This window comes from Stenotrophomonas sp. STEN054 (assembly GCF_056854535.1).
The window spans coordinates 1-23,137 of the sequence record NZ_JBXFWG010000023.1; the positions used below are offsets into that span (position 1 = coordinate 1).

Annotated in this window: 15 protein-coding genes and 1 pseudogene; 11 read left to right on the top strand and 5 right to left on the bottom strand. The window is 66.5% G+C overall.

From position 1 onward, the window contains the following. Positions 1–461: 461 nt before the first annotated feature. The 4 genes from AC1VXD_RS11015 to AC1VXD_RS11030 form a co-directional block, all read right to left on the bottom strand. Entirely contained in the window at positions 462–806 is a 345-nt protein-coding gene (locus AC1VXD_RS11015; RefSeq protein ID WP_482992062.1) for a hypothetical protein, read from the bottom strand. A gap of 107 nt (positions 807–913) precedes the next feature. Next, positions 914–2,209 (bottom strand): APC family permease, encoded by a 1,296-nt coding sequence (locus tag AC1VXD_RS11020; protein ID WP_482992063.1) that lies wholly within the window; start codon positions 2,207–2,209, stop codon positions 914–916. Next, complete coding sequence (locus tag AC1VXD_RS11025; protein WP_482992064.1) at positions 2,206–2,967, bottom strand: L,D-transpeptidase family protein; 762 nt, start codon at positions 2,965–2,967, stop codon at positions 2,206–2,208. Before AC1VXD_RS11025 ends, AC1VXD_RS11020 begins: the two co-directional genes overlap by 4 nt. Before the next feature lie 15 nt (positions 2,968–2,982). Beyond that, a complete protein-coding gene (locus AC1VXD_RS11030) occupies positions 2,983–3,831 on the bottom strand; it encodes a MurR/RpiR family transcriptional regulator (protein ID WP_482992065.1) in 849 nt (282 codons plus the stop codon). 233 nt (positions 3,832–4,064) lie between these two features. On the opposite strand from AC1VXD_RS11030, the gene AC1VXD_RS11035 reads away from it, so the two are divergent. Continuing rightward, positions 4,065–4,451 (top strand): RidA family protein, encoded by a 387-nt coding sequence (locus AC1VXD_RS11035; RefSeq protein ID WP_145479312.1) that lies wholly within the window; start codon positions 4,065–4,067, stop codon positions 4,449–4,451. A gap of 7 nt (positions 4,452–4,458) precedes the next feature. After that, the gene (recG, locus tag AC1VXD_RS11040; protein WP_482992066.1) at positions 4,459–6,570 is read left to right on the top strand and encodes an ATP-dependent DNA helicase RecG; all 2,112 of its coding nucleotides are present in this window, start codon (positions 4,459–4,461) and stop codon (positions 6,568–6,570) included. 152 nt (positions 6,571–6,722) lie between these two features. On the opposite strand, the pseudogene AC1VXD_RS11045 reads toward recG, so the two are convergent. Beyond that, positions 6,723–7,020: pseudogene (locus AC1VXD_RS11045) on the bottom strand (hypothetical protein). 552 nt (positions 7,021–7,572) lie between these two features. Between AC1VXD_RS11045 and AC1VXD_RS11050 the strand changes: the two are divergent. The 9 genes from AC1VXD_RS11050 to AC1VXD_RS11090 all read left to right on the top strand — a co-directional run bounded on the left by AC1VXD_RS11050 (position 7,573) and on the right by AC1VXD_RS11090 (position 23,105). Then, positions 7,573–8,511, top strand: a complete 939-nt coding sequence (locus tag AC1VXD_RS11050; RefSeq protein ID WP_108769863.1) for a nucleoside hydrolase — start codon at positions 7,573–7,575, stop codon at positions 8,509–8,511. An 88-nt stretch (positions 8,512–8,599) separates the two neighbouring features. Next, on the top strand, positions 8,600–8,842 hold the full coding sequence (locus tag AC1VXD_RS11055) for a type B 50S ribosomal protein L31 (RefSeq protein WP_079223041.1): 243 nt from the start codon (positions 8,600–8,602) through the stop codon (positions 8,840–8,842). Positions 8,843–9,138: 296 nt separating this feature from the next. Then, complete coding sequence (locus tag AC1VXD_RS11060; protein WP_108750971.1) at positions 9,139–10,416, top strand: citrate synthase; 1,278 nt, start codon at positions 9,139–9,141, stop codon at positions 10,414–10,416. A 951-nt stretch (positions 10,417–11,367) separates the two neighbouring features. Beyond that, positions 11,368–12,462, top strand: a complete 1,095-nt coding sequence (locus tag AC1VXD_RS11065; RefSeq protein ID WP_482992067.1) for a hypothetical protein — start codon at positions 11,368–11,370, stop codon at positions 12,460–12,462. A gap of 986 nt (positions 12,463–13,448) precedes the next feature. Continuing rightward, positions 13,449–13,949: a CS1 type fimbrial major subunit gene (locus AC1VXD_RS11070; protein ID WP_482992068.1), complete on the top strand. Its 501-nt coding sequence runs from the start codon at positions 13,449–13,451 to the stop codon at positions 13,947–13,949. A gap of 62 nt (positions 13,950–14,011) precedes the next feature. Further along, positions 14,012–16,732: a TcfC E-set like domain-containing protein gene (locus AC1VXD_RS11075; protein WP_482992069.1), complete on the top strand. Its 2,721-nt coding sequence runs from the start codon at positions 14,012–14,014 to the stop codon at positions 16,730–16,732. Next, entirely contained in the window at positions 16,729–17,868 is a 1,140-nt protein-coding gene (locus tag AC1VXD_RS11080; RefSeq protein ID WP_482992070.1) for a CfaE/CblD family pilus tip adhesin, read from the top strand. The genes AC1VXD_RS11075 and AC1VXD_RS11080 overlap by 4 nt, the downstream gene beginning before the upstream one ends. 17 nt (positions 17,869–17,885) lie before the next feature. Further along, entirely contained in the window at positions 17,886–18,581 is a 696-nt protein-coding gene (locus AC1VXD_RS11085) for a pilus assembly protein (RefSeq protein WP_482992071.1), read from the top strand. A gap of 63 nt (positions 18,582–18,644) precedes the next feature. Then, complete coding sequence (locus tag AC1VXD_RS11090; RefSeq protein ID WP_482992072.1) at positions 18,645–23,105, top strand: ESPR-type extended signal peptide-containing protein; 4,461 nt, start codon at positions 18,645–18,647, stop codon at positions 23,103–23,105. The last annotated feature ends 32 nt before the right edge of the window (positions 23,106–23,137 follow it).

The following is a 23,137-nucleotide window of genomic DNA, read 5'->3' on the forward strand; positions in this document are numbered from 1 at the left end:
ATGGGCTCGGCTCTACAGCGTGGCGGTGCCGGTAGATCCACGCCATGCGTGGATGCTCTGAATCCGAGCGCCGAAGCAGCCGAGCATGGGCTCGGCTCTACAGCGTGGCGGCGCCGGTAGATCCACGCCATGCGTGGATGCTCTGAATCCGAGCGCCGAAGCAGCCGAGCATGGGCTCGGCTCTACAGCGTGGCGGTGCCGGTAGATCCACGCCATGCGTGGATGCTCCGAATCCGAGCGCCGAAGCAGCCGAGCATGGGCTCGGCTCTACAGCCTGGCGGTGCCAGTAGATCCACGCCATGCGTGGATGCTCCGAATCCGAGCGCCGAAGCAGCCGAGTAGGGGCTCGGCTCTACAGCCTGGCGGTGCCGGTAGATCCACGCCATGCGTGGATGCTCCGAGTTCGAGGGCCGAAGCAGCCGAGCATGGGCTCGGCTCTACACGATCAACCGAGGCAGTAATCAGCTGCCGCGAACGAGACGGGGATCGGCCACGTGGGCGTCATCCCAGCCACGACGCACAGCGGCGCGGGCCTGCTCCCATTCCAGGCGGCTCTTACCGCGTTCGCTGGCCCAGCGGCCCTGCAGCTCGGCCTCGACCTGCTCGTAGGCGCGAATGATCTGGTCAGCGCGCGTTTCCTGCGCACGCGCGGCGTGGCCGATGCGATAGGCAGGTTCGTAGTCGTCAAAGAGCAGGGTATCGTCGTAATAGGGCTCGGCGGTATAGCGATCGCGCCAGTAGTCAGTGAAGGTATCGCGCGGGGTGCTGTCATCCGGCACGCGGCCGGGAATCTGGTAGTCGGGCATCGGTCAGGCTCCGTGTGAGGGCGAGGCTTGATCGTGCACATTCGCCGGTTAACGGCCCGGGCCGGTTACGTGAAGATCAGGTTTGTAGCGTCGAGCATCGCTCGGCGCTACAGGTCTGGTTGGCGCGGCAACTTGTAGATCACCGCACCGATGACGAAGGCGACCAGCGCGGCGGCGATGTTCTGCCAGCTGGCACTGGCGAACAGCGCCACGCACAGCAGCAGCGCCAGCACCGGAATGAGCGGGCCACCGGGCAGCTTCAGCGCGCCCGGCCGGTCGGCGTAGCGCTTGGCCAACACCAGCACTGCCGCGGCCGTGCCGATGTAGGCGAACAGGCGTGTGGTCATCGACAGCAGGGCCAGCTGCACGAACGAACCGGACAAGGCCAGCCCCAGTGCGATCAGCCCCTGGCAGAAGATCGCCGCGGCCGGCGTGCGGAAGCGCGGATGCACCTGCGCCAGCACCTTCGGGCCGTAGCCATCGCGGGCCAGGGCGAACAGGAAGCGCGGACCCATCATCATCGTGTTGCTGTTGGTGCCGAGAATGGAGATGGTCGCGCCGACGGTGAGGATCAGTGCCAGGGCTTCGCCACCGAAACCGGCCGCGGCATCGGCCAGCGGCGTGGCCGAACTGGCCAGGCCGGCCAGCGTGCCCTGCGCCACCAGCTGCACCGCGCCGTAGATGACGGTGACGGTGACGATCATGGTGATCAGCGCGAACGGGATGTCGCGTCGCGGGTTGCGGTATTCACCGGCTGCGGCCGGGATGTTCTCGAAACCGGCGTAGGCGTACAGCAGCAGGAGCGCGGCCTCGCCCATGCGCTGCAGGTCGTGCGGGTCCGGGCGCTGGCCGGAGAACGCCAGCTGCGGGTCGATGTAGAACGCGCCGATGGCCACGAACAGCAGCAGGGGCAGCATCTTGCCGATGACCAGCACGATGCCGGTACGCGCCGCCGAGCGCACGCCGAGGATGTTGACCCCGGTGAGGAAGCCCAGCGATACCACGATCACCGCGATGCGGCCCATGCCGGCGCCGGCCCACGGCCAGAAGCGCGCGACTGCATCGGCCAGCGCATTGCTGAGCGCGGCGGCCGAACTGATGCGGGTCAGCCAGATCATCCAGCCGATCTCGAAGCCGGCGAAGCGGCCGAACGCCTCGCGCGCATACAGGTAACTGCCGCCGGGCTCATCGAAGTAGCTGGCGGCCTGCGCGTAGCACAGCACCAGCAGCGCGACGACGATGCCGGCGGCGACCACGCCCCACAGGCTGAAGGGGCCGAGCAGGGCGACGGTGGCGGCGGGCAGCAGGTAGATGCCGCTGCCGATCACATCGTTGATCGACAGGCCGACGATCTGCCAGCGGCTGACCGCGCGCTGCAGCTGCGGTTCGTCCTGGGCGTTCACCGCCGTGCTCCGGTCAGTGCGGGCAGCTGCCACTGCGCCTGCAGGCGCGTGTACTCGGTGCGCGGCAGCAGTACGAAGCGCGGCGTGTCCTGCGGCCGCAGCCAATCCAGCAGCGCCTGCATGCGCGCCTGCGGCATGGCCGTACAGCCAGCAGTGACCTCACCGGGCTGGCGCCACAGGTGGGCGAAGATGCAGCTGCCCTTGCCGGGCTGGTTCTGCGGGTTGTGCGCGATCACGAAGCCTTCCTGGTAGCGCACGTCGCCCTTGTCGTGCAGGTCCAGCCGCATCGGTTCGGTGGAGCCTTCGACGGCGGCGCGGCCGACCTTGGCCGCATCGACGATCCGGTTGTAGAACGGCGAGGCCGGCACATCCATGCAGTAGCTGCTGTCGAGCATCGGCTGGTAGGCCATCGCGGTACCCGGGCGCGTGCCGGCGTAACCGAACGCACCGCCCAGCGCGAACACGCCAGCCGGGCTGCGGCCATCACCTTCCTGCTTCTGCGGGCCGTTGCCCTGCGCCGGGTGCAGGCCCAGGCCCCAGGCGCTGCCGCTGCGGCCCAGCGACACCGGGAACGCCGTACCCTGCGCGCGCCAGCCCTTGCCGTCGCGGACGAAGGCCTGCAGCTGGCCCTGTGTGCTGTCCCAGCCCTCGCTGGTCACCACGATCAATTGCCGCGCGCCATCCAGTGGCGCTGCGTGGAGGGACAGCGACGCGGCCAGCAGCAGCGCGGCGGTGACAAGGCGGGACAGCGGCTTCATCAGCAGGCGCTCCGGTCAGGAATCCAGCAGGTGGTCGATCCGCTCCAGGTTCACCGCGAGTTGCCGCTGGCGATCTGGATTGGCGTGGCAGAGCAGCACGAACAGGAAGTCGAGCAGGGCATGCATGGCGCTACGGTACAGCAGCTGCGCCACCTGCGGCGTGCGGTCGTAGGCGCAGACGCCCAGCGAGGCATCGGCGTGCGCGCGCAGCGGATTGGCGGTGTGGCGGGTGATCGACACCACCTTGCCGCCCATGTTCTGGAACTGCCGCGACAGCTGCGAAAGCTGCGGCAGGCTGCCGTATTCGGAAAACACCAGCAGCGCGTCGCGCGGGCGTGCGGCCGACAGGTTGGCCAGCAGCAGCACCGGATCGGTGTGCGGCACCACCAGCAGGCCGAGCAGGGACAGCCGCATGGCGAACTCGCGGGCGAACAGGCCGTCATCGCCCAGCCCGAACACGAACAGCTTGGGCGCACCGTCCAGCAGCTGCACGATGCGTTCGATCTCCTCGCGCGGGTTGGCCTGGCGGGTCTCTTCCTCGGCCTGGGCCTTGCTGCGGCGCAGGGCATCGCCCAGGCGCAGGTAGTGATCGGCGCTGTCCGGTTCGTCCGGCGCCTGCTGCGGGTCGGCACCGGCGCGGGCCACGTCCTGGCCGATGGAGTACTTCAGGTCCGGGTAGCCCTTGAAGCCCAGCTTCTGGCTGAACTTGACCACGCTGGACTGGCTGATGCCCAGCGCGCTGGCCAGCTGCTGCGAGGAGTAGTCGCGCAGCAGATGGGCGTTGTCGAGGATGAAATCGGCAATGCGGCGTTCGATGGCCGACATCTGCCCGCGCTCGGTTCGGATTTTCAGCAGGGGCGGCATGCGGGGTGTCCGGGCGTGGGTAGGCGCGTTGCGGCTGGCAGCGTGGAGCGTGTCATGGGATGGGTCGGGGGGGGGGGGGGGCGGGGGCGGGTGCGGGGCGGGCGCACACGCGGGGTGGGGGGGGGCCCGCCGTGGCGGGCACCCCGACCCCGCCGCGCGCCCCCCCCCCCCCCCCCCCGCTACCGGGTTGCTACAATCACCGCTCTGTTTTCCCCCAACGCACCGGAGCGACCATGTCCCGCCAGATCATCAACACCGAAAACGCGCCTGCCGCCATCGGCCCGTACTCGCAGGCCGTGCGCGCCGGCAACACCGTGTACTTCTCCGGCCAGATTCCGCTGGACCCGGCCACCGGCGACATCGTCGGCGTGGGTGACGTGGAAGCGCAGGCCCGCCGCGCCTTCGACAACCTCAAGGCCGTGGCCGAAGCCGCTGGTGGTTCGCTGGACAAGGTCGTGCGCCTGGGCCTGTACCTGACCGACCTGGCCGAATTCGCCAAGGTCAACGCCGTCATGCAGGACTACTTCCAGGCCCCGTTCCCGGCCCGTTCCACCATCGAAGTCTCCGGCCTGCCGAAGGGCGCCAACTTCGAGGTCGACGCGGTGATGGTCATCGACTGACCCACCCGTGGCACGCAAGGCGGCGGTCACCCCGGTACTGTCACCGTCCGGCGAAGCATCCCTGGCGATGCTGGCCGGCGTGGGCCCGGCCGTGGCCGCCAAACTGCAGGCGCGGGGCCTGGCCACCCTGCAGGATCTGTGGCTGCACCTGCCGCTGCGCTATGAAGACCGCACCCGGCTGACCCGCATCGAAGACCTGCGCCCGGGCGTGCCTGCGCAGGTGGAAGTGCGGGTCACCGCGGTCGAACGCGGCATGCGGTACCGGCCCATGCTGAAGGTGGCGGTGGAAGACGAAGGGCGGGGCACCCTGGTGCTGCGCTTCTTCCACTTTCGCCAGCAGCAGGTCGGCCAGTTCGCGGTGGGCAACCGGCTGCGCTGCTTCGGCACGCCCAAGCCCGGCCACCTCGGCCTGGAAATCGTCCACCCCAGCTACCAGGTGCTGGGCCGCAACGACGATCCCGAACTCGGCGACCGCCTCGACCCGGTATATCCCACCGTGGAAGGCGTCGGCCCGATGACCCTGCGCAAGCTCATCGGCCAGGCCCTGGACCGCCTGCCCGAGGAAAGTACGCTGGAACTGCTGCCCACGGGCTGGCTCGGTGGCCTGGGTTTGCCCTCGCTGCGCAGCGCGCTGCTGACCGTGCACCAGCCGCCACCGGATGCCGATCTGGCCGCGCTGGCCGCAGGCACCCATCCGGCGCAGCGGCGTCTGGCGATGGAAGAACTGCTGGCCCATCACCTCAGCCTGCGCCGCCAGCGCATCGCGTTGCAGGCGCATCACGCGCCGCCGCTGGCAGGTCCGGGCAAGCTGGCCAAGGCCCTGCTGAAGCAGCTGCCGTTCGCGCTGACCGGCGCGCAGGCACGCGTGTTCAAGCAGATCCGCGAAGACCTCGCACGCCCCAGCCCGATGCTGCGGCTGGTGCAGGGTGACGTCGGTTCCGGCAAGACCGTGGTGGCCGCGCTGGCTGCCATGCTGGCGGTGGAGCAGGGCAAGCAGGTAGCGTTGGCCGCACCCACCGAACTGCTGGCCGAACAGCACCTCAACAATCTGCGCGGCTGGCTGGAGCCGCTGGGCGTGCGCGTCTGCTGGCTGGCCGGCAAGGTCACCGGCAAGGCGCGCGCCAAGGTAATCGAGCAGGTCGCCAACGGCGAAGCGCAGGTGGTGGTCGGCACCCACGCGCTGATGCAGGACGCGGTGGTGTTCCAGGACCTGGCCCTGGCCATCGTCGATGAGCAGCACCGCTTCGGCGTGCACCAGCGGCTGGCCCTGCGTGACAAGGGCGCGGGCGCGCACAGCGTGCCGCACCAGCTGGTGATGACCGCCACGCCCATCCCGCGCACGCTGGCGATGTCCGAATACGCGGACCTGGATGTATCGGCCATCGACGAACTGCCACCCGGCCGCACCCCGGTGCAGACCGTGGCGCTGAACAACGATCGTCGTCCCGAACTGATCGAACGCATCGCGTTGGCTTGCCAGGAAGGGCGCCAGGTGTACTGGGTCTGCACGCTCATCGAGGAAAGCGAAGAGCTGGATGCCACCCCGGCGCAGGCCACCTACGAATCGCTGCAGGCACTGCTGCCCGGCGTGCGCGTGGGCCTGGTGCATGGCCGCCTGAAAGCCGCGGAAAAACTGGCGACGATGGTCGCGTTCAAGGCCGGCGAGATCGACCTGCTGGTGGCCACCACGGTCATCGAAGTAGGCGTGGACGTACCCAATGCCTCGCTGATGGTGATCGAGAACGCCGAGCGTCTCGGCCTGGCCCAGCTGCACCAGCTGCGCGGTCGGGTGGGGCGTGGCTCGGCGGTATCGCGCTGCGTGCTGCTGTACCAGGCGCCGCTCTCGCAGATGGCACGCGAGCGCCTGCAGACCATGCGCGAAACCAACGATGGATTTGTCATCGCCGAGAAGGATCTGGAACTGCGCGGCCCCGGCGAACTGCTGGGTACCCGCCAGACCGGCCTGGCCGGTTTCCGCATTGCCGACCTCGCGCGCGACGCCGGCCTGCTGCCGGGCGTGCACGATCTGGCCGAACGCCTGCTGGCGCAGCAACCCGCGCTGGCCGACCGCGTGGTCAACCGCTGGATCGGCACCGCCGTCCGTTACGCCTCGGCGTAAGGCGCCGGGCGCACGACGAATCGGTAGCGCCGGGCCATGCCCGGCGGCCGTTCGCGCACCGGGGTCGGATCCCTTTGCTGCGCAAAGGCCTCTGACCCCATCCACGACGCGACCGATCATCCACGCATGGCGTGGATCTGCTGGGCATCGGGCTACGCCGCCGTCAACTGCGTGCCCACATATTCAGACAACCCCCGGCAGGCGAGCAGCAGGCCTTCGCGCACGTCATCGCCGACGTTCTGCACCTCTTCACCATCCACGCGCAGGCGTTCACCGGCGTGCAGCATTTCCAGCAGCAACGTCAGGCCCGCCGCCGCGCGGTCGATGCGGGCCAGGGCCATGCATTGGCCCGCCGAATGCCGCTTCCAGCGTGCGCGCCAAGGCATCGGGGATGCTGGCGGTGGCATCGCCCAGGGTGGCGAACAGCAGGGGATAGTGGGAAGCAGTCATGTCGGCAATCCTCATGCACAAGCCAGGAAGCCACCAACGCGCAGGCGTAGGTGGCGGGCGGTGAGTGGTTGCAATACCGGTGACCAATGCTGATAAGCCGGTGGGCACGAGGCCCCCACGCACCGCCCGCCATGGAACGTGCGGACGGATCGCCTGCCGGACGCCACGCAATTTCCAAGCGGCCCTTGTGGTCTCAATGAGGATTGTTTGAAACCTCGAAAATGCGTGCAACCGGAGGGTGGGTGCGTGTTTGGGTTGATCGCGTCAAGTCGCGTGGCCCGGGCGCAAGGAGGCAGAGCCCTTGCCTGGTGGGCACGGGATCCGACCCTCGAGTAGCGCCGGTCCATGCCCGGCGGCCGTTCGCGCACCACCTGTAGAGCCGAGCCCATGCTCGGCTGCCCTTCGCGCTGCGCGCGTAAGTCAAGCATGGGCTCGACTCTTCAGAGGCCGCAGCCGACCAGTTTCATGTTCATCCCCCCCCCCGGCACAGGGTGGTCTTGCAACGGTCATCAACCCGGTCCACACTTCGTTGCCGATCTGAAGACGGCAACGATGACCCACAAGATCCCGCTGTTGATCGACACCGACCCCGGTGTGGACGACGCACTGGCCCTGCTGATGGCCTTCGCCGATGAACGGCACGACGTGGTGGCCCTGACCATCGCCGCCGGCAATGTCGGCCTCGACTACACCGTCCGCAACGCCCTCAAGCTCTGCGACATCGTCGGCCGCACCGACGTGCCGGTGTTCGCTGGCAGCCCCGATCCGCTGATCCACCCCTCGATGGACGCTGCCCACGTGCACGGCCGCGACGGCTATGGCGATGTCGACCTGCCGCCGCCGAGCCGCCAGGCCGAGGCCGAGCACGCCGCGCTGGCCATCCTGCGCCTGTCGCACCAGTACGCCGGCGAGCTGATGCTGGTGATGCTTGGCCCGCTGACCAACCTCGCGCTGGCGCTGAAGCTGGATCCGACCCTGCCCCAGCGCATCAAGCGCATCGTGGTGATGGGCGGTGCCGTCACCTGCCACGGCAACATCACCCCGGCCGCTGAATTCAACATCGCCTTCGACCCCGAAGCCGCGCATGTGGTGTTCACCTCGTTCAAGCACCTGCTGGTGTCCGACTGGGAGGCCACGGTCGCCCACGGCCTGCCGCTGGAGCAGGCGGAGCAGTGGCTGCAGGCAGATTCCGACCGCGCACGCTTCTATGAGCTGATCTCGCGCAAGACCCGCGCGCTGTCCGAAGACGCCAAGGGTGGCCGCTGGTACACCGCCGATGCGGTGGCCATGGCCTGGGCGCTGAACCCGGAAGGCCAGCTGCAGGTGGAATCGCGTCCGCTGAACGTGGAGCTGAACGGTACGTTCAGCCGCGGCGCCACCATCGTCGACTGGAACCGCCAGACCGGCCAGCCGGACAACTGCGACCTGCTGATGGCCTACGACCAGGCCCGTTTCGAGGCCCTGGTCCGGCAGGCGCTGGGCGCCAATTGATTCCGATGTGCGGACACCGGTTGCCCCGCGCGGCAACCGGTGTTTATAATGCCGCTCTTGACCACCAGCCCATTTACGGTGTGAGCCCATGAAGGCCGATATCCATCCGAACTACCGCGACGTCGTCTTCGAAGACGTCACTTCCGATTTCAAGATCCTGACCCGCTCCACCATGGCGACCAAGGAAACCACCACCTGGACCGACGGTAATGAATACCCGCTGGTCAAGGTCGAAATTTCCTCGGCTTCGCACCCGTTCTACACGGGCAAGCACAAGGTGATCGACACCTCGGGCCGTATCGACAAGTTCCAGAAGCGCTACGCGCGCTGATCCGTCGATCCAGCTTCGAACCGACGGCCGCGCTTTGCGCGGCCGTTTGTTTTTGTCCGGCGCCCGCCCAACGGGCGTTTGGAATGGCGGAACAGACCGTTCAGGGGATGGCGTCTTTGCCCATCAAGGCCGCTTGAAGGCAGGGTTGCCCGTGCCCGTCGTCTACGACTTCCGTCTAGCACCCGACAAATGCTGCTGTGCGATAATGACCTGATCCCCGGCACAGGCCGAGGACGTCATTCACGTGCCTGACCAATGCGCTTGGGCAGGCGCCTTCCCATGAAGGAGCGCACACAGTGTCCGATCTTGATCAGGTCACGCTCAACGCCGGCGATAAGTCGGTCGTTCTGCCCGTCATCAAACCCACCCTCGGCAACGACTGCGTCGACATCGCGAAGCTGACCAAGGAAACGGGGTATTTCACCTACGATTCCGGCTTTACCGCGACGGCCAGCTGCAAGTCTGCCATCACCTACATCGACGGCGACAAGGGCGTGCTGCTGTACCGCGGCTACCCCATCGAGCAGCTGTCGGAAAAGTCGAGCTACGTCGAAGTGGCCTACCTGCTGATCAACGGCGAGCGCCCGAGCGCCGAGCAGCTGAAGGCCTTCACCGACGAGCTGGCTGCCGAAGCCAACGTCGATGACTCGATCAACACCCTGATCGGCAGCTTCGCCAAGGATGCCCACCCGATGGCCATCCTGACCGCCGCCATCGCGCAGCTGTCGGGCATCTACCACGCCTCGCTGGACCTGTCCGACGCCGAACAGCGCCGCCAGGCCGCCGTTCGCCTGATCGCCAAGGTGCCGACCCTGTCGGCGCTGATCTACCGCCACGGCAAGGGCCTGCCGGCCAACAAGCCGGACACCTCGCTGGATTACGTCAGCCGCTTCCTGAAGCAGACCTTCGAGTCGGCCGATGGCCAGTACGATCTGAACCCGGACGTGGTCAAGGCGCTGGACCTGCTGTTCATCCTGCACGCCGACCACGAGCAGAACGCCTCGACCTCGACCGTGCGCCTGGTCGGTTCGACCGGTGCCAACCCGTACGCGTCGGTCGCCGCTGGCGTCACCGCGCTGTGGGGTCCGGCCCACGGCGGTGCCAACGAAGCCGTGCTGAAGATGCTGGAAGAGATCGGCACCGCCGACAACGTCGAGTCCGCCGTGGTCAAGGCCAAGGACAAGACCTCCGGCTTCCGTCTGATGGGCTTCGGCCACCGCGTCTACAAGAACTTCGACCCGCGCGCCAAGGTCATCGGTGAGATGACCGGCAAGGTGCTCAAGCAGCTGGGCGTGCAGGATCCGCTGCTGGACGTGGCCGTGAAGCTGGAACAGGCCGCGCTGCAGGACGAGTACTTCGTCGCCCGCAAGCTGTACCCGAACGTCGATTTCTACAGCGGCATCATCTACAAGGCGCTGCAGATCCCGACCGAAATGTTCACCGTCATGTTCGCTCTGGGCCGTACCTCCGGCTGGGTGTCGCATTGGCTGGAACAGCAGGTCGACCCGGAAATGAAGATCGGCCGTCCGCGCCAGGTCTACACCGGCAGCGACGTGCGCGACTACCAGGGCTGATCGCCTGCGGTAGGTTGTGCTGAGAGCGCCCCGCATCCGCGGGGCGTTTTTTTGTAGCAAACCTGGTAGGTGCGGACCGTTGGTGCGCACGATTTCGGCGCCCGCGCAAAACCATCCACGCATGGCGTGGATCTACTACCGTGCTCGTCAATTCCACCGCAAGCCGGTAGCGCCGGGCCATGCCCGGCGGCTCCTGCTTTGGTAGGTGCGGACCATTGGTCCGCACGATTTCGGCGCCCGCGCAAAACCATCCACGCATGGCGTGGATCTACTGCCGCTCGGCATCGGGCCATACCCACGGCGCGGGTCCACCACGCCGGTAGCGCCGGGCCATGCCCGGCGGCCCCTGCTTTGGTAGGTGCGGACCGTTGGTGCGCACGATTCCGGCGCCCGCGCAAACCATCCACGCATGGCGTGGATCTACTGCCGCTCGGCATCGGGCCATACCCACGGCGCGGGTCCACCACGCCTGGTAGCGCCGGGCCATGCCCGGCGGCTCCTGCTTTGGTAGGTGCGGACCGTTGGTGCGCACGATTTCGGCCCGCGCAAAACCATCCACGCATGGCGTGGATCTACTGCCGTGCGCGTCAATTCCACCGCAAGCCGGTAGCGCCGGGCCATGCCCGGCGGCCCCTGCTTTGGTGGGTGCGGACCGTTGGTGCGCACGATTTCGGCCCGCGCAAAACCATCCACGCATGGCGTGGATCTACTGACGCTCGGCGCCGGAACCGTGCCCTGGTAGTGCGGAGCGTTGGTCCGCACGATTTCGGTGCCCGCGCAAAAAACATCCACGCATGGCGTGGATCCGCACGCCCGACAGCGCCGGACCATGTCCGTCGGCGTCAACGCGGCAAGACCGCGTGATTTACAGGTCTCACCAGCTTCACAAGCCCTCGCGCAGCCTCGTTGTGGCCAGCTGCACCCGCAGCACTGCCATGGAGCGTCAACCGCATGAACACCCGATTCGACCCACCCGAGCGCGGACCGCTTGGTCCTGACGTCGCCACCGTCGTCACCGCACCCATCGTGGCGCCGCCCAGCGAGAGCGCCGTGTCCTGGGGCGCCATCTTTGCCGGTGCCGCCGCTGCCGCCGCACTCTCCCTCATCCTGCTGATTCTTGGCGTCGGCCTTGGCCTGTCGTCGGTGTCTCCGTGGTCATTCGAGGGCGTCAGCAAGGAAACCTTCGGCTGGTCCAGTGTGGCCTGGCTGACCTTTACCGCACTGGCCGCCTCCGGCCTGGGCGGCTACATCGCCGGCCGTCTGCGTACCAAGTGGACCCAACTGCACGGTGACGAGACCTACTTCCGCGATACCGCACATGGCTTCGTGTCGTGGGCCGTAGCCACCCTGCTTACCGCTGGTCTGCTGACCTCGGCCATCGGTGGTGTGCTGGGTGCCGGCGCCAAGGTTGCAGGCGCCACTGCAGGTGCTGCAGCGTCCACCGCAGGTGTTGCCGCGGCCGGTGCCGGTGCGGCAGCTGCGGGTGCGCCGGAAGGCGACCTCAACTATTGGGTGGATTCGCTTTTCCGTAATGCAACTGCTCCTGGCCCGGACGCAGCCGTTGCGCCGCCGGCCCCGCCTGCACCGGGCGCCGCCCCGGGCAATGCCCCGATGGACCCGGCTGCACCGCCGCCGCCGGTTGCCGCAACTGCCGGGCCGCGTGATGCCCGCATGGCCCCGCCGCCGCGCCCGATGCCGGGCAATGGCCCGACGGGGGACCGTCGTGAGGTGCGTGCCGAAGTGAACCGCATCATCGTCAACAGCCTGCAGGGTGATGGCCTGGATCCGGCCGACACGCAGTACCTGGCCAGCCTGATCGCCCGCGAGACCGGCATGGGCCAGGCCGAAGCCCAGGCCCGCGTAACCGATGTGCAGACCCGCATGCGTGCCGCGCTGGAGAAGGCCAAGAACACCGCCAAGCAGGCCGCAGACGATGCCCGCAAGGCGACGGCCTACGCTGCGCTGTGGTTGTTCATCACCCTGCTGATCGGCGCGTTCTTCGCCAGCCTCAGCGCCACCTGGGGCGGCCGCCGCCGCGACCTGTAATCCGTATCCCATGCAAGGAGATCTGCCATGAAAATGATTCTGCTCTGGATGTTGGGCGTGCCGATTCCGTTGTTGATCCTGTACGCGATCTTCTTCTGAAGAACCGCTGTTGAATGACCAAGCATCAGGCCGCCGAAAGGCGGCCTGATGTTTTTTGGGGAATGTCCGGCGGCGGGGCATGATGCCGCTCGACAGTAGCGCCGGGCCTTGGCCGGCGGCCTTTCTGCGTTTGTTGGGTATCTGCAAAAAGCATCCACGCATGGCGTGGCTCTACTGCGTCTCTGTGCGCATGCCGGTAGCGCCGGGCCGTGACCGGCGGCTTTGCCGCGTGCGACGGGTAGCTGCAAAGCGCATCCACGCATGGCGTGGCTCTACTGCGTTTCTGTGCGCATGCCGGTAGCGCCGGGCCGTGCCCGGCGGCCTTTCTGCGTTTATTGGGTATCTGCAAAGCGCATCCACGCATGGCGTGGCTCCACTGCGTCTCTGTGCGCATGCCGGTAGCGCCGGGCCGTGCCCGGCGGCTTTTCTGCGTTTGTTGGGTGTCTGCAAAAAGCATCCACGCATGGCGTGGCTCTACTGCGGCCTGTACGCATTCCCGTAGCGCCGGGCCGTGCCCGGCGGCATTGCTGCGCGCGTTGGGTAGCGGCAAAAGCATCCACGCATGGCGTGGCTCTACTGCGGTACGCGCGGTGCGGCTTGAACGTCGCAATTGACCAGATTCGTCGCTACACCCTCCGCTCTGCAATGCATTTAATTGCATTCTTGATTGAGGAAAGTTGTATCTCTCGAAATATTTGATTGCTTTCAAGAATTGCGCTTAACAGGCCCATATTTAGGAATCGTTGAATAGATTCGGAAGCCAGAGAATTCCTACCATTCTCCCCGTCACTCCCCCCCACCTACGGCGGGCGTGGCGATGCTCCCCTCCCACCCTCCTTCCTCCGGGAGGGGAGCACCTTCCTTTCATTGTCCGAGAGAGACAACCGATGAATACCATTCTGAAGAAGGTCGCGCTGGCTGCAGCGCTGGCCACCGCTTCGCTGTCCGCGCACGCTGCTGAAGTCGATATCGCTGTCTGGGCTAACGTAGACCCCACGCTGGCTCTACTCAAAGCAGATGGCACCGCCCTCGATGATTCGGTGCGGATGGCCCACAACCCTGTCAGCGGTCAGCTGGTGGACTGGACCGAGCGCGTTCGCATCTACAGCAATTCCCCCACCAGCGATATCGGAGTACGTCTGGGCGCCGACCCGATCCTGCTGCGCCAAGGCGGCGGCGCTGCCCCGGTGCCGCTGGCGGTCAGCCTGAACGGTGAGGCCCTGTCGACCACTGCACGCACCTACGACGCCAGCATGCTCTTCCCCGGTGGACTGGACGGCGCGTCCATCGCGATGGATCTGCGTATTGCCCACAGTGGCGCCGACAAGATCACCGTCGACGGCAGGTACGAGGGCATCGTCAACATCGTCATGGTCCAGGCTCCCTAACACCCAGCGTCAAACCCCGCGCCGGCCCGACCACCGGGCCGGCCGCTCCAGGCACCGCACCCATGAAAGCTCCCGCACCTGCCGTCACCCGGCTGGCGGTAGCGCTCGCCTTGTCGTTGGCCACGCCGCTGGTCGCGGCACGCGGCGTTCCCGTCGGTTTCGAGGATCTGGTTGAAGGCCAGACCGAACAACTCGACATCCGCCTGTTCGGCCGCAGTGCCGGGCTGTCGCCAGTGCGCGTCACCCTGGAACACGTGCAGCTGGAAGACCCCGCGCGCGTGCTGCAGGCGCTTGATCTGTCGCCCGAAGCGCAGGCCGCCTTGCTGCCCGCGCTGTCGCAGCCGCTGCCGCGCAACAGTCATCTGGCCTGCCGCTTCGGCGGCGCCGAGGCCGGTTGCGGTTACCTCGATCCGCCGGAGGACCCGTCCACCGTGCGCGCGCTGTACGACGAAGGCGAGGGTGCCGTGCGCCTGTTCGTGGCCAAGCAATGGATCACCGCCGAGCCTGCGGTCGAGCGCTTCCACCAGATCAGCAGCAATGCCGAAAATGCCTTCCTGCACCAGCAGACGCTCAACCTGAGCGGCGGCCGTGGCTACCAGGCGCTGACCGCGCAGGGCGCTGGCGTGCTGGGCCTGTTCCAGCGCGGCCACGTAGCAGTGGATTGGAACTTCAACAGCCAGCAGTACCGCGGTGGCCATCGGCGCCACGATTTCCAGTTCGACAACGCCTATTACCGCCATGACCTAGGCCCGCAGCACTACCTGCAGGCCGGGCGCATGGACCGCCGCAACCTGTCCAGCCCGCAGGGCGGCACCTTCAGTTTCAGCATGCTGCCGATGGGCCGCTTTGCCGGCCTGCGCATTGGCACCACCCAGGCCTACGTGGATACCGAGGCAGCCATCCAGACCACGCCGCTGACCGTGCTGCTGGCCCGCGATGCGCGCGTGGACGCCTTCGACGGCGAGCGCCTGCTGCAGAGCTTCTACCTGCAGGCTGGCATCAACGATCTGGACACGCGGCGTTTCCCGTTCGGCAGCTACACCGTCACCCTGCGCATCTACGAAGACGGCGTGCTGGTGCGCAGCGAAGACGCGCCGTTCGACAAGGGCGGCGACTGGGCCAACAGCAGCGTGCAGTGGTTCCTGCAGGGTGGCCGCCGCAACGAGCGCCGCAGCGATCGGTTCGATGGCGAAGCAGCCGCGATGGCGGGCCTGCGCGTGCCGATGGGTCGCGATGCAGCGCTCACCGCCGGCGTGGCCGACCTGGGCGGCTTCAGCTACGGCGAGCTGCGCGTTGACCTGCGCCACATGTTCAAAACCATGGACGTGCGTGCCAGCTTCAGCGGCATGCGCGGCAGCGATGGCAGCAATGGCCAGCAGCACCAGCTCTCCTACCGCCGCAAGGCTTCCTGGAACCTCTACCAGCAGCGCCTGCGCGGCCGCGCCTGCCAGTTTGAAAACGATACCCGCGACCGCCTGGCCTGCGCCGATTCGCTCAGTGCCTCGATGTCGCTGCCGGTGGCCGGTGGCAGCGCGTACCTGGCCTTCACCCGCCGACAGACCTGGAGCCGCGGCACCGTGCTGAACACCGATCCCGACGACCCGATGGCCGCGCTCGACCCGCTGCTGCCGTGGGAACCGCGCTACAGCCGCGAACCCAACCTCACCCGCACCTGGCAGGCCAGCTACAGCCGCGTGCTGCGCTGGCAGGAGTTCAGCGTCTCCACGCGCTTGGGCGTCTGGCAGCAGGGCACGCAGAGCAGCCTGCGCGACAGCCGCGACCGCGGCATCTTCATCAACCTCAGCCTGACCCGCCTGCAGCGCCGCGATATCGGCAGCACGCAGCGGCGCTACGCCGTGGATGTGCGCCAGCCGCAGCATGCCCGCCCGGATGTGAACTACAGCGCGGCGCAGACCGTGCGCCAGGAAGTGGACGCGCAGTACCGCGATGCCACGTTTGAACTGCGCGGCAACAACAGCGATCGCTACAGCGCATCGCTGGGCGCGCAGACCCAGAACAAGTACGGCCACACCGGTGCCAGCGTGGCGACGTTCCAGCAGCGTGGCGGCAGCGAACTGACCTACAGCGCCACGCACAGTTCCGGGCTGGCGCTGGGCCGCCGCGGCCTGTACTGGGGCGGTGGCCTGGGGGCCGACGCCGGGCTGGCCGTGCAGGTCGATGGCACCGACGATCTGGAACTGACGGGCGTGGCCGCCGAACTGCAGGTGGGTGGCCAGCGCCGCCAGCGCCTGGCCCTGGGCGAGCGCCGCCTGATGCCGCTGCCGGCCTACCAGCAGCACCGCGCCGAAGTGCAGGACGCCAGCGCACTGGACAGTGATGCCGCCATCCGCGTGACCGGTGTGGGTGGCGCGCGCCCAATGTTCCTGGCACCCGGCCGCCTGCTGCGCATGCCGGTGCCGATCGAGGTGACCTACACCTTCATCGGCAACGCACGCGACGTGGCCGGCGTGCCGCTGGGTGGCGCCCGCATTCTCAATGCCCCCGTGCCGGGCACCGGCAGCAACGGCGGCTTCGTGGCCGACTTCCCGCGCCGCGAACGCATGCTGTATCTGCTGCAGGACGACCGCCTGCTGCAGTGCCCATTGCAGGTACGCGAGCGCCGCAGCGTGGTGATGCTGGTGGGTGCGGTGAACTGCGAGCCGCTGGCCGTGGCGCAGCTACCGGCTGACATCCGCCAGCAGGCACGGGTGACCCGGCTGCTGCAGGAACAGGCGTTGATTGCAGGTACCCAGCAGACCGCTGCGACAGGAGGTACGCCATGAAGCGCGCGCTGCGTGGATTGATGTGGGTGATGTTGAGCACGGCGCTGGTGGTGATGGCGCCGCGGGCGTTTGCGCAGCGGCCGCCGGAGACGCATCCGGTGAGTGAGCATCGGGACATCGTCTTGAGTTGGGATCGTTCGGCGATGCCGGGGGATGTGGAGCTTTGGGCGCCGCGGACGGTGCTGGGATTCAGTACCGACCCGTCATTGAAGTATGGGCAGCTGCATCTGACGTGCGTTTCGGAGACGGATAGGCGCCTTGGTGCGTGTGCAACGCGTGGCCGCGAGAACATAAGTGATGGAGCCACTGCGATAAAGCTGGTGGCCACTGAACGGAGAAGTGGGATGGCTGTTGGGATCAACGCCACCGCTTGGTTGCAACGCGCTATGGCAACCCGAGGTTGTATCGGCGACTGGCGATCAGCTCGGATTCCCATTGACGTTGCTGCACTTGAGTCATGCCTCGGCGATCCGGATGTGGGAACTGGAGCAGCACTGCTACTGGAGCAGGGACAGCTGAACCTGTTGACGGCAGGTCAATGGACTTCAGCGCTGCAGTTGAACCTCCAGAGCGAAATCGGTGGGCCGGTCATTGCGACCTACTCCTTCAGTTTTGACTTCACCATCACCGACCGCAACGCCGTAGCCATCTACTTCCCGCAGTTCGACGAGATCGCCCCGCACGTCGGCATGAACCTGCGCTACGACCCCATTGCGCGCACGGTTGGCGGCGGCACCACAGTCGACATGTGCCTGTACGACGGTCTTGGTTCGAACGCCGCCTACCTCGGCGTCACCGTGCGCGATTCCGGCGCGCGTGCGCCGGGACCGTTGGGCTTCAGTGCATGGCATCGCGACAGCGGCGGCGGTGGCGACAGCGAGCGCCTGGATTACACGGTCACCCTTGATCACAGCGGCGCGCCCATCCCGATGCGCAACGGCATCGAGGAGCAGCTCACCGGCATCGACAGCGCCAAGTTGAAACTGGTGCTGCTGCCCGGCATGAGCCAGCCGGTGTACTGCGTGCATACACCGCTGCGGCTGGAGATGCCGCGCGTTCCCATCGCCGAAAAGCAACCCGGCTATTACCGCGGCGATCTCAAGGTCGAGCTCCGCGTGCCCACGGGCGTGCCCTGATCCCAGCAGGAACTTCCATGAAACGACACTGTCTCTATCTGCTTCCGTTCTGCCTGCTGCTGGCGCTGCCCGCACAGGCCAACCTGACCGTGCATCCCATGCGCACCTCGGTGGATACCAAGCGCGGCACGCAGATCCGCGTGTACTCGCAGTCCACCCAGCCGCAGTACATCCAGGCCTCGCTGCGGCGCATCGAAGATCCTGCCGGCGCAGCCGAAACCGAGGTGGACGTTCCACCGGATGAAGCGGCAATCGCTGTCACGCCCGGCAAGTTCGCGCTGTCCGGTGGCGGTAACCGTCTCATCCGGGTCATCCCGCTGCAGCCGGTGGAACGGGAGACCGCCTACCGGGTGTATTTCGAAGGCGTGGCCGGCCCCGAAGAAGATCGCGGCAGCACCGCCGAAGCTGCGTCCGCCAACGTGGGCGTCAGCCTGGTCTGGGGCGCATTGGTAAACGTGCTGCCGCCCGAGGGTACCGTGCAGCCGCGGGTTCAGGGCAACACCCTGCACAACGATGGCACGTTGCGCCTGGGCGTCACCAGCATCGCTGATTGCATGGGCAGCCGCTGCACCGCCCATGAGGTGTCCAGAAGCCTCTACCCCGGCAGCTCGCTGCAACTGCCTTTCACCGTAGAGGCAGGCCACACCGTGCAGCTGCGCTACCGGCTCACCCGCGATGGCTATCGCGAACACGTGCAGACCCTCTCCCCCTGATGCGCCCCGCCGTGCGAACGCGGCGGCGGGCTTTCTTTGTCCTTCCTGTTAAGGAGTATTGAAATGAACAAGATCTACCGACGTCTATGGTCCAGCGCACGGCAGTGCTGGGTGGTGACCAGCGAACTGGCCTCGCCGCGCGGCAAGGCGGCATCCACTCTGCGCCGCGGCGCGGCCGCGGCCGCGGTGCTGTTGCTGGCGCTGCCGGCGGGTGCCGCCGAGCTTGATGAAGACGAGGTGCGCTGGTGGCAGTTGCAGACCCTGAGTGCGTTCATGGCGCCCAGCGCAGTAGCACCCATCACCCCCAGGGTGTTGAAGGTGCATCGGATGGATGTCTACGCCAATACCGAGCGCGCGAACTGGAGCGTGGTCACCGGACGGGAATCGATGGCGCTTGGGCCCGAGGCACAGGCCGCGGGAGAAAGCAGCCTGGCCGCCGGTATTCGCAGCCGCGCCGAAGGTGATCGCAGTGTGACCCTGGGCAGCCTCTCCGAGGCCTGGGGCAACAACAGCATTGCCATCGGTCACTATGCAGTCGCATCCGGGGGAGGCTTTGGGACGGCGATCGGCACCTACAGCAAAGCCGAAGGCGTCGGTGCCACCGCGGTTGGCCAGAACGCCAAGGCGCGCAAGGAAAACTCGATTGCCGTGGGCAGTGGCGCGCAGACTGATGGTGGTGCGGGCAACAGTCGCATCGCTATTGGTGGCGATGCCTACGCCGGCAGCGATGGCTACACCGGCGCGATTGCACTGGGTGGGGGCTCGCGCGCAGAGCGTGACGGCATCGCCATCGGCCACGGCGCGCGTGTCAGCGCCGTCGGCGCAGTGGCGCTGGGCCGCGACGCGGTTGCCACTGAAACGAACACCGTATCGGTGGGCTCGGCGGAAAAAAGGCGCCGGGTGGTGAACGTTGCCGATGGGCGGCTGAACGATGACAGCTTCGACGCGGTGAATGGGCGGCAGCTGAAAGTTGCCCGCGATACAGCGCAGCGAGGCGTGGACGATGCCGCAGCCGCGAAAGCCCGAGCTGACAGTGCAGCCGGCAGCGCGCAGAACGCCCGGAACATTGCCGAGAGGGCGATGGCTGCAAGTGGCCTCGTCACCGAGGTGTCGCCGACTGGCAACATGCGGGTAGGAGCCCAGAACTCGGGCGACCAGATCAGCTTCGCCAACCGCAACAACGAGGCGCGCTATCTCAATGGCATCCGTAACGGCACGCTCAGCAGCACCAGTACCGATGCGGTGACCGGGCAGCAGCTGTTCGCCACGCACCAGCGCCTGGATAAAATAGATGGCCTCGTCAATCAGACAGCACAGAACGGCTCGATCCGCATCGGTTCCGCCAACACAGGCGGCGCCCTCACCATCAGCAACAAGGACGGCGAGCTTCGATACCTCAACGGCGTACGCAACGGCACGATCAGTGCGACCAGCCACGACGCAGTTACCGGTCAGCAGCTCTTCGCCGTAAATCAGAAGCTGGACCCGTTGGGACGTACGATAGCGGCCGGTGCGGGCATCGCTGATGCCGATCGCGCTGATGCTTCCGGAACTGGCGCGCTTGCGATAGGCGGCAAGGCCGTGGCAAAGGCGACGCATGCGACGGCACTCGGGTACGACGCGCAAGCCACTGCGAACCAGGCCACCGCCATGGGTCGACAGAGTCGCGCAACGGGCACGTTTTCTACGGCAGTCGGCAACAATGCGCAAGCCAGTGCTGAAAGTGCATTGGCCCTTGGTGACCGCGCGGAGGCGGGGCATGACCGATCTGTCGCCTTGGGTCGCCAATCGGTCACCACGGGCAGCGACCAGGTCTCGGTGGGCAACGCAGGTCTTGGTCTGAAGAGAAAGATCGTGAACATGGAAGATGGCGCGTTGAACGCGACCAGCACCGACGCGGTGACAGGCAAGCAGCTGTTCGCGACCAATGAAAAGGTTGACGCGGGTGAAGCGCTGCTGGCTGTGCATTCCGGGGATCTGGCAGCGCATTCCGGACGGATTGCCGACAACCGCCGCGACCTGGATTCGTTGCGCGCAGAGTTTGAGGACTTTGATCCCGATCTAGAGGGCGTGGTGAAGTTTGCTTCGGACGGGAGCGTGGATATCGATGGCGGCAAGCTGAGGAATGTGGCTGCGGGCGATATCAGTTCCGCCGCGAGTATGGACGCCGTGAATGGAGGCCAGCTCTTTGCGACGAATGAGCGCATTGCGGGTCTTGAGAGCGGCAAACGATTCATTGCCATTTCTTCGGACGATGAGAGCGTGAATGCAATGGCAGGCGGGTTCTCGACGGCAATCGGTGATGGAGCAAAAGCAGGCGGCGTTGCTGCAGAGGGAGCCACCGCAGTTGGCTTCTACGCTACTGCATTAGCTGGGAATTCGGTTGCTCTGGGCAGCAGTTCATATGTGCATGCTGATGCAGAGTACGGGTTTGCATTGGGGGCTACTTCGGAAGTGCGCAGCCGCCATGGAATGGCGCTTGGAGCAAGAGCACTTGTCCTCGAAGGGGCAGAAGGTTCCGTCGCGCTAGGTGATGGTTCAACTGTTCGAGTAACCAATGCGGTATCGGTGGGGTCCGATGACAGGCAACGACGAATCATCAACGTAGCTAAGGGGCAGGACGCCAATGACGCCACCACGGTCACGCAGCTGGACGGCGCATTGCGGCAGCTGGGTGGGGGAGCGCATTTGGACGGTGGCAACGTTGTTGCTCCCAGGTACAACGTGCAGGGCGGCACCCAGAACAACGTGGGCGATGCCCTGTCGGCCCTTGACAGTGCCGTGGTCACCACGGACAGCCGCGTGGACGGCCTGGAAGGCAAGCTGAGCTCGGCGTTCCAGGATGGCCCGTCTGTGCGTGCCGATGGTCTGAACCAGCTGGCGCTTGCAGGCGCCCACGGCTCGGTGCTGACCAACCTGGCCGACGGACGCATTGCTGCCGGCAGCCGTGATGCGGTGACCGGTAGCCAGCTGTTTGAGGCGAGGCAGGAGATCGCCCGCAATCGTGGTGACCTGGATGAACTGCGCGGTGAGCGTGATGAGCTGCTGTCGCGCGGGCTGATGGCGGCGGAGCAGGGCAATGTGATCGACTATGGTGGCGCGCGTTTGACGGGTGTTGCTGATGGGGTGATCTCTGCGGAAAGCCGCGATGTGGTCAACGGTCGGCAGTTGCATTCTCGTGATGCGCGAATTCTGAATATTGAGAAGCAGTCTCGCTATATTTCGATTTGGTCTGATGAACATAGCCAAGCCGCTCGATCTGGAGTAATGGGCGTGGCAATCGGCGATGGCGCGTTCAGCGCAGATCAAGCGGAGGGGGGCACCGCATTGGGAAGCTACAGCTCCGCACAGGCGAGGAACTCAGTAGCTCTTGGGCGAGGAGCTAACGTTGGTCGGTCGGGCGAGCAAGGGTTTGCAGCGATGGTCGGATCGAATGTTTATGCGAGAGACGGCATTGCGGTGGGTGCATATTCGCGTGTGGAATATGGTGCAATTGGTAGCCTTGCTCTCGGCTCTTCGTCGATCGCGGATGAATCGAATGTTGTTTCCTTGGGGCACGCGAACCTCCAGCGCCGCATCGTAAACGTAGCCAACGGCCGCAACGCCAACGACGCCACCACCGTAGGCCAGCTCCGCAGCGCTCTCGCCACACTCGGCGGCGATATCGACGCCAACGGCAACATCATCAATCCCACCTTCAACATCCAGAGCGGTCAGCAGTCCACCCTCAACGAAGCCCTGTCCACCCTCGACGCCGCCGTCGTCACCAACACCACCCGCACCAACCGCGTCGAATCCCAGCTCAACGCCGTCTTCCAGGACGGCCCCACCGTCCGCAACGACGGCCTGAACCAGCTCACCTTCGCCGGTGCTAACGGCATGGTGCTGTCCAACGTCGCCAACGGTGCCATCGCAGCCGGCAGCCGCGATGCAGTCAACGGTGGCCAGCTGCATTCCATGCAGCAGCAGCTCAACGGCCGCATGGATGGCCTGGAAAACCGCATCGACAGCCAGCCGCAGTCGCGTGCAATGACCGTGGCCTCGGCCGACGCCGGTACGCCGGCTGCCGATGACGCGCCGCCGTCCACCGGCGGCAACCCGCCGCTGGCCGATGCAGGCAACGCGCCGAAGTCCGCACCGCAGCCGCAGGCCGATGCGCCCAAGCCGGAATCGCCCACGCCGCAGGTGGACACCGCCGAGCTGGAAAAGATGCTGGCCCGTGCCAACGAGTACAGCGATGGCATTTCCCGCGAGGTGGACCGCCGCCTGGACAAGATGGACAAGCGCTTCAACCGCATGGCGGCGATGACCAGCGCACAGAGCGCGATGGCCATGAACACCGCCGGCCTGAATACCTACAACCGCCTGGGCGCGGGCGTGGGCTACAGCGAGGGCGAATCGGCCATGGCCGTGGGCTATCAGCGCGTGTTGAACGACAAGGGCTCAGCCACCTTCAGCCTCAATGGTGCCTTCACCAACAGTGGTGAACGCAGCATGGGCGTGGGTGTGGGCATCGGCTGGTAAGCCGTGCAGCCCCGGCGTGGCGCGCAGAACCA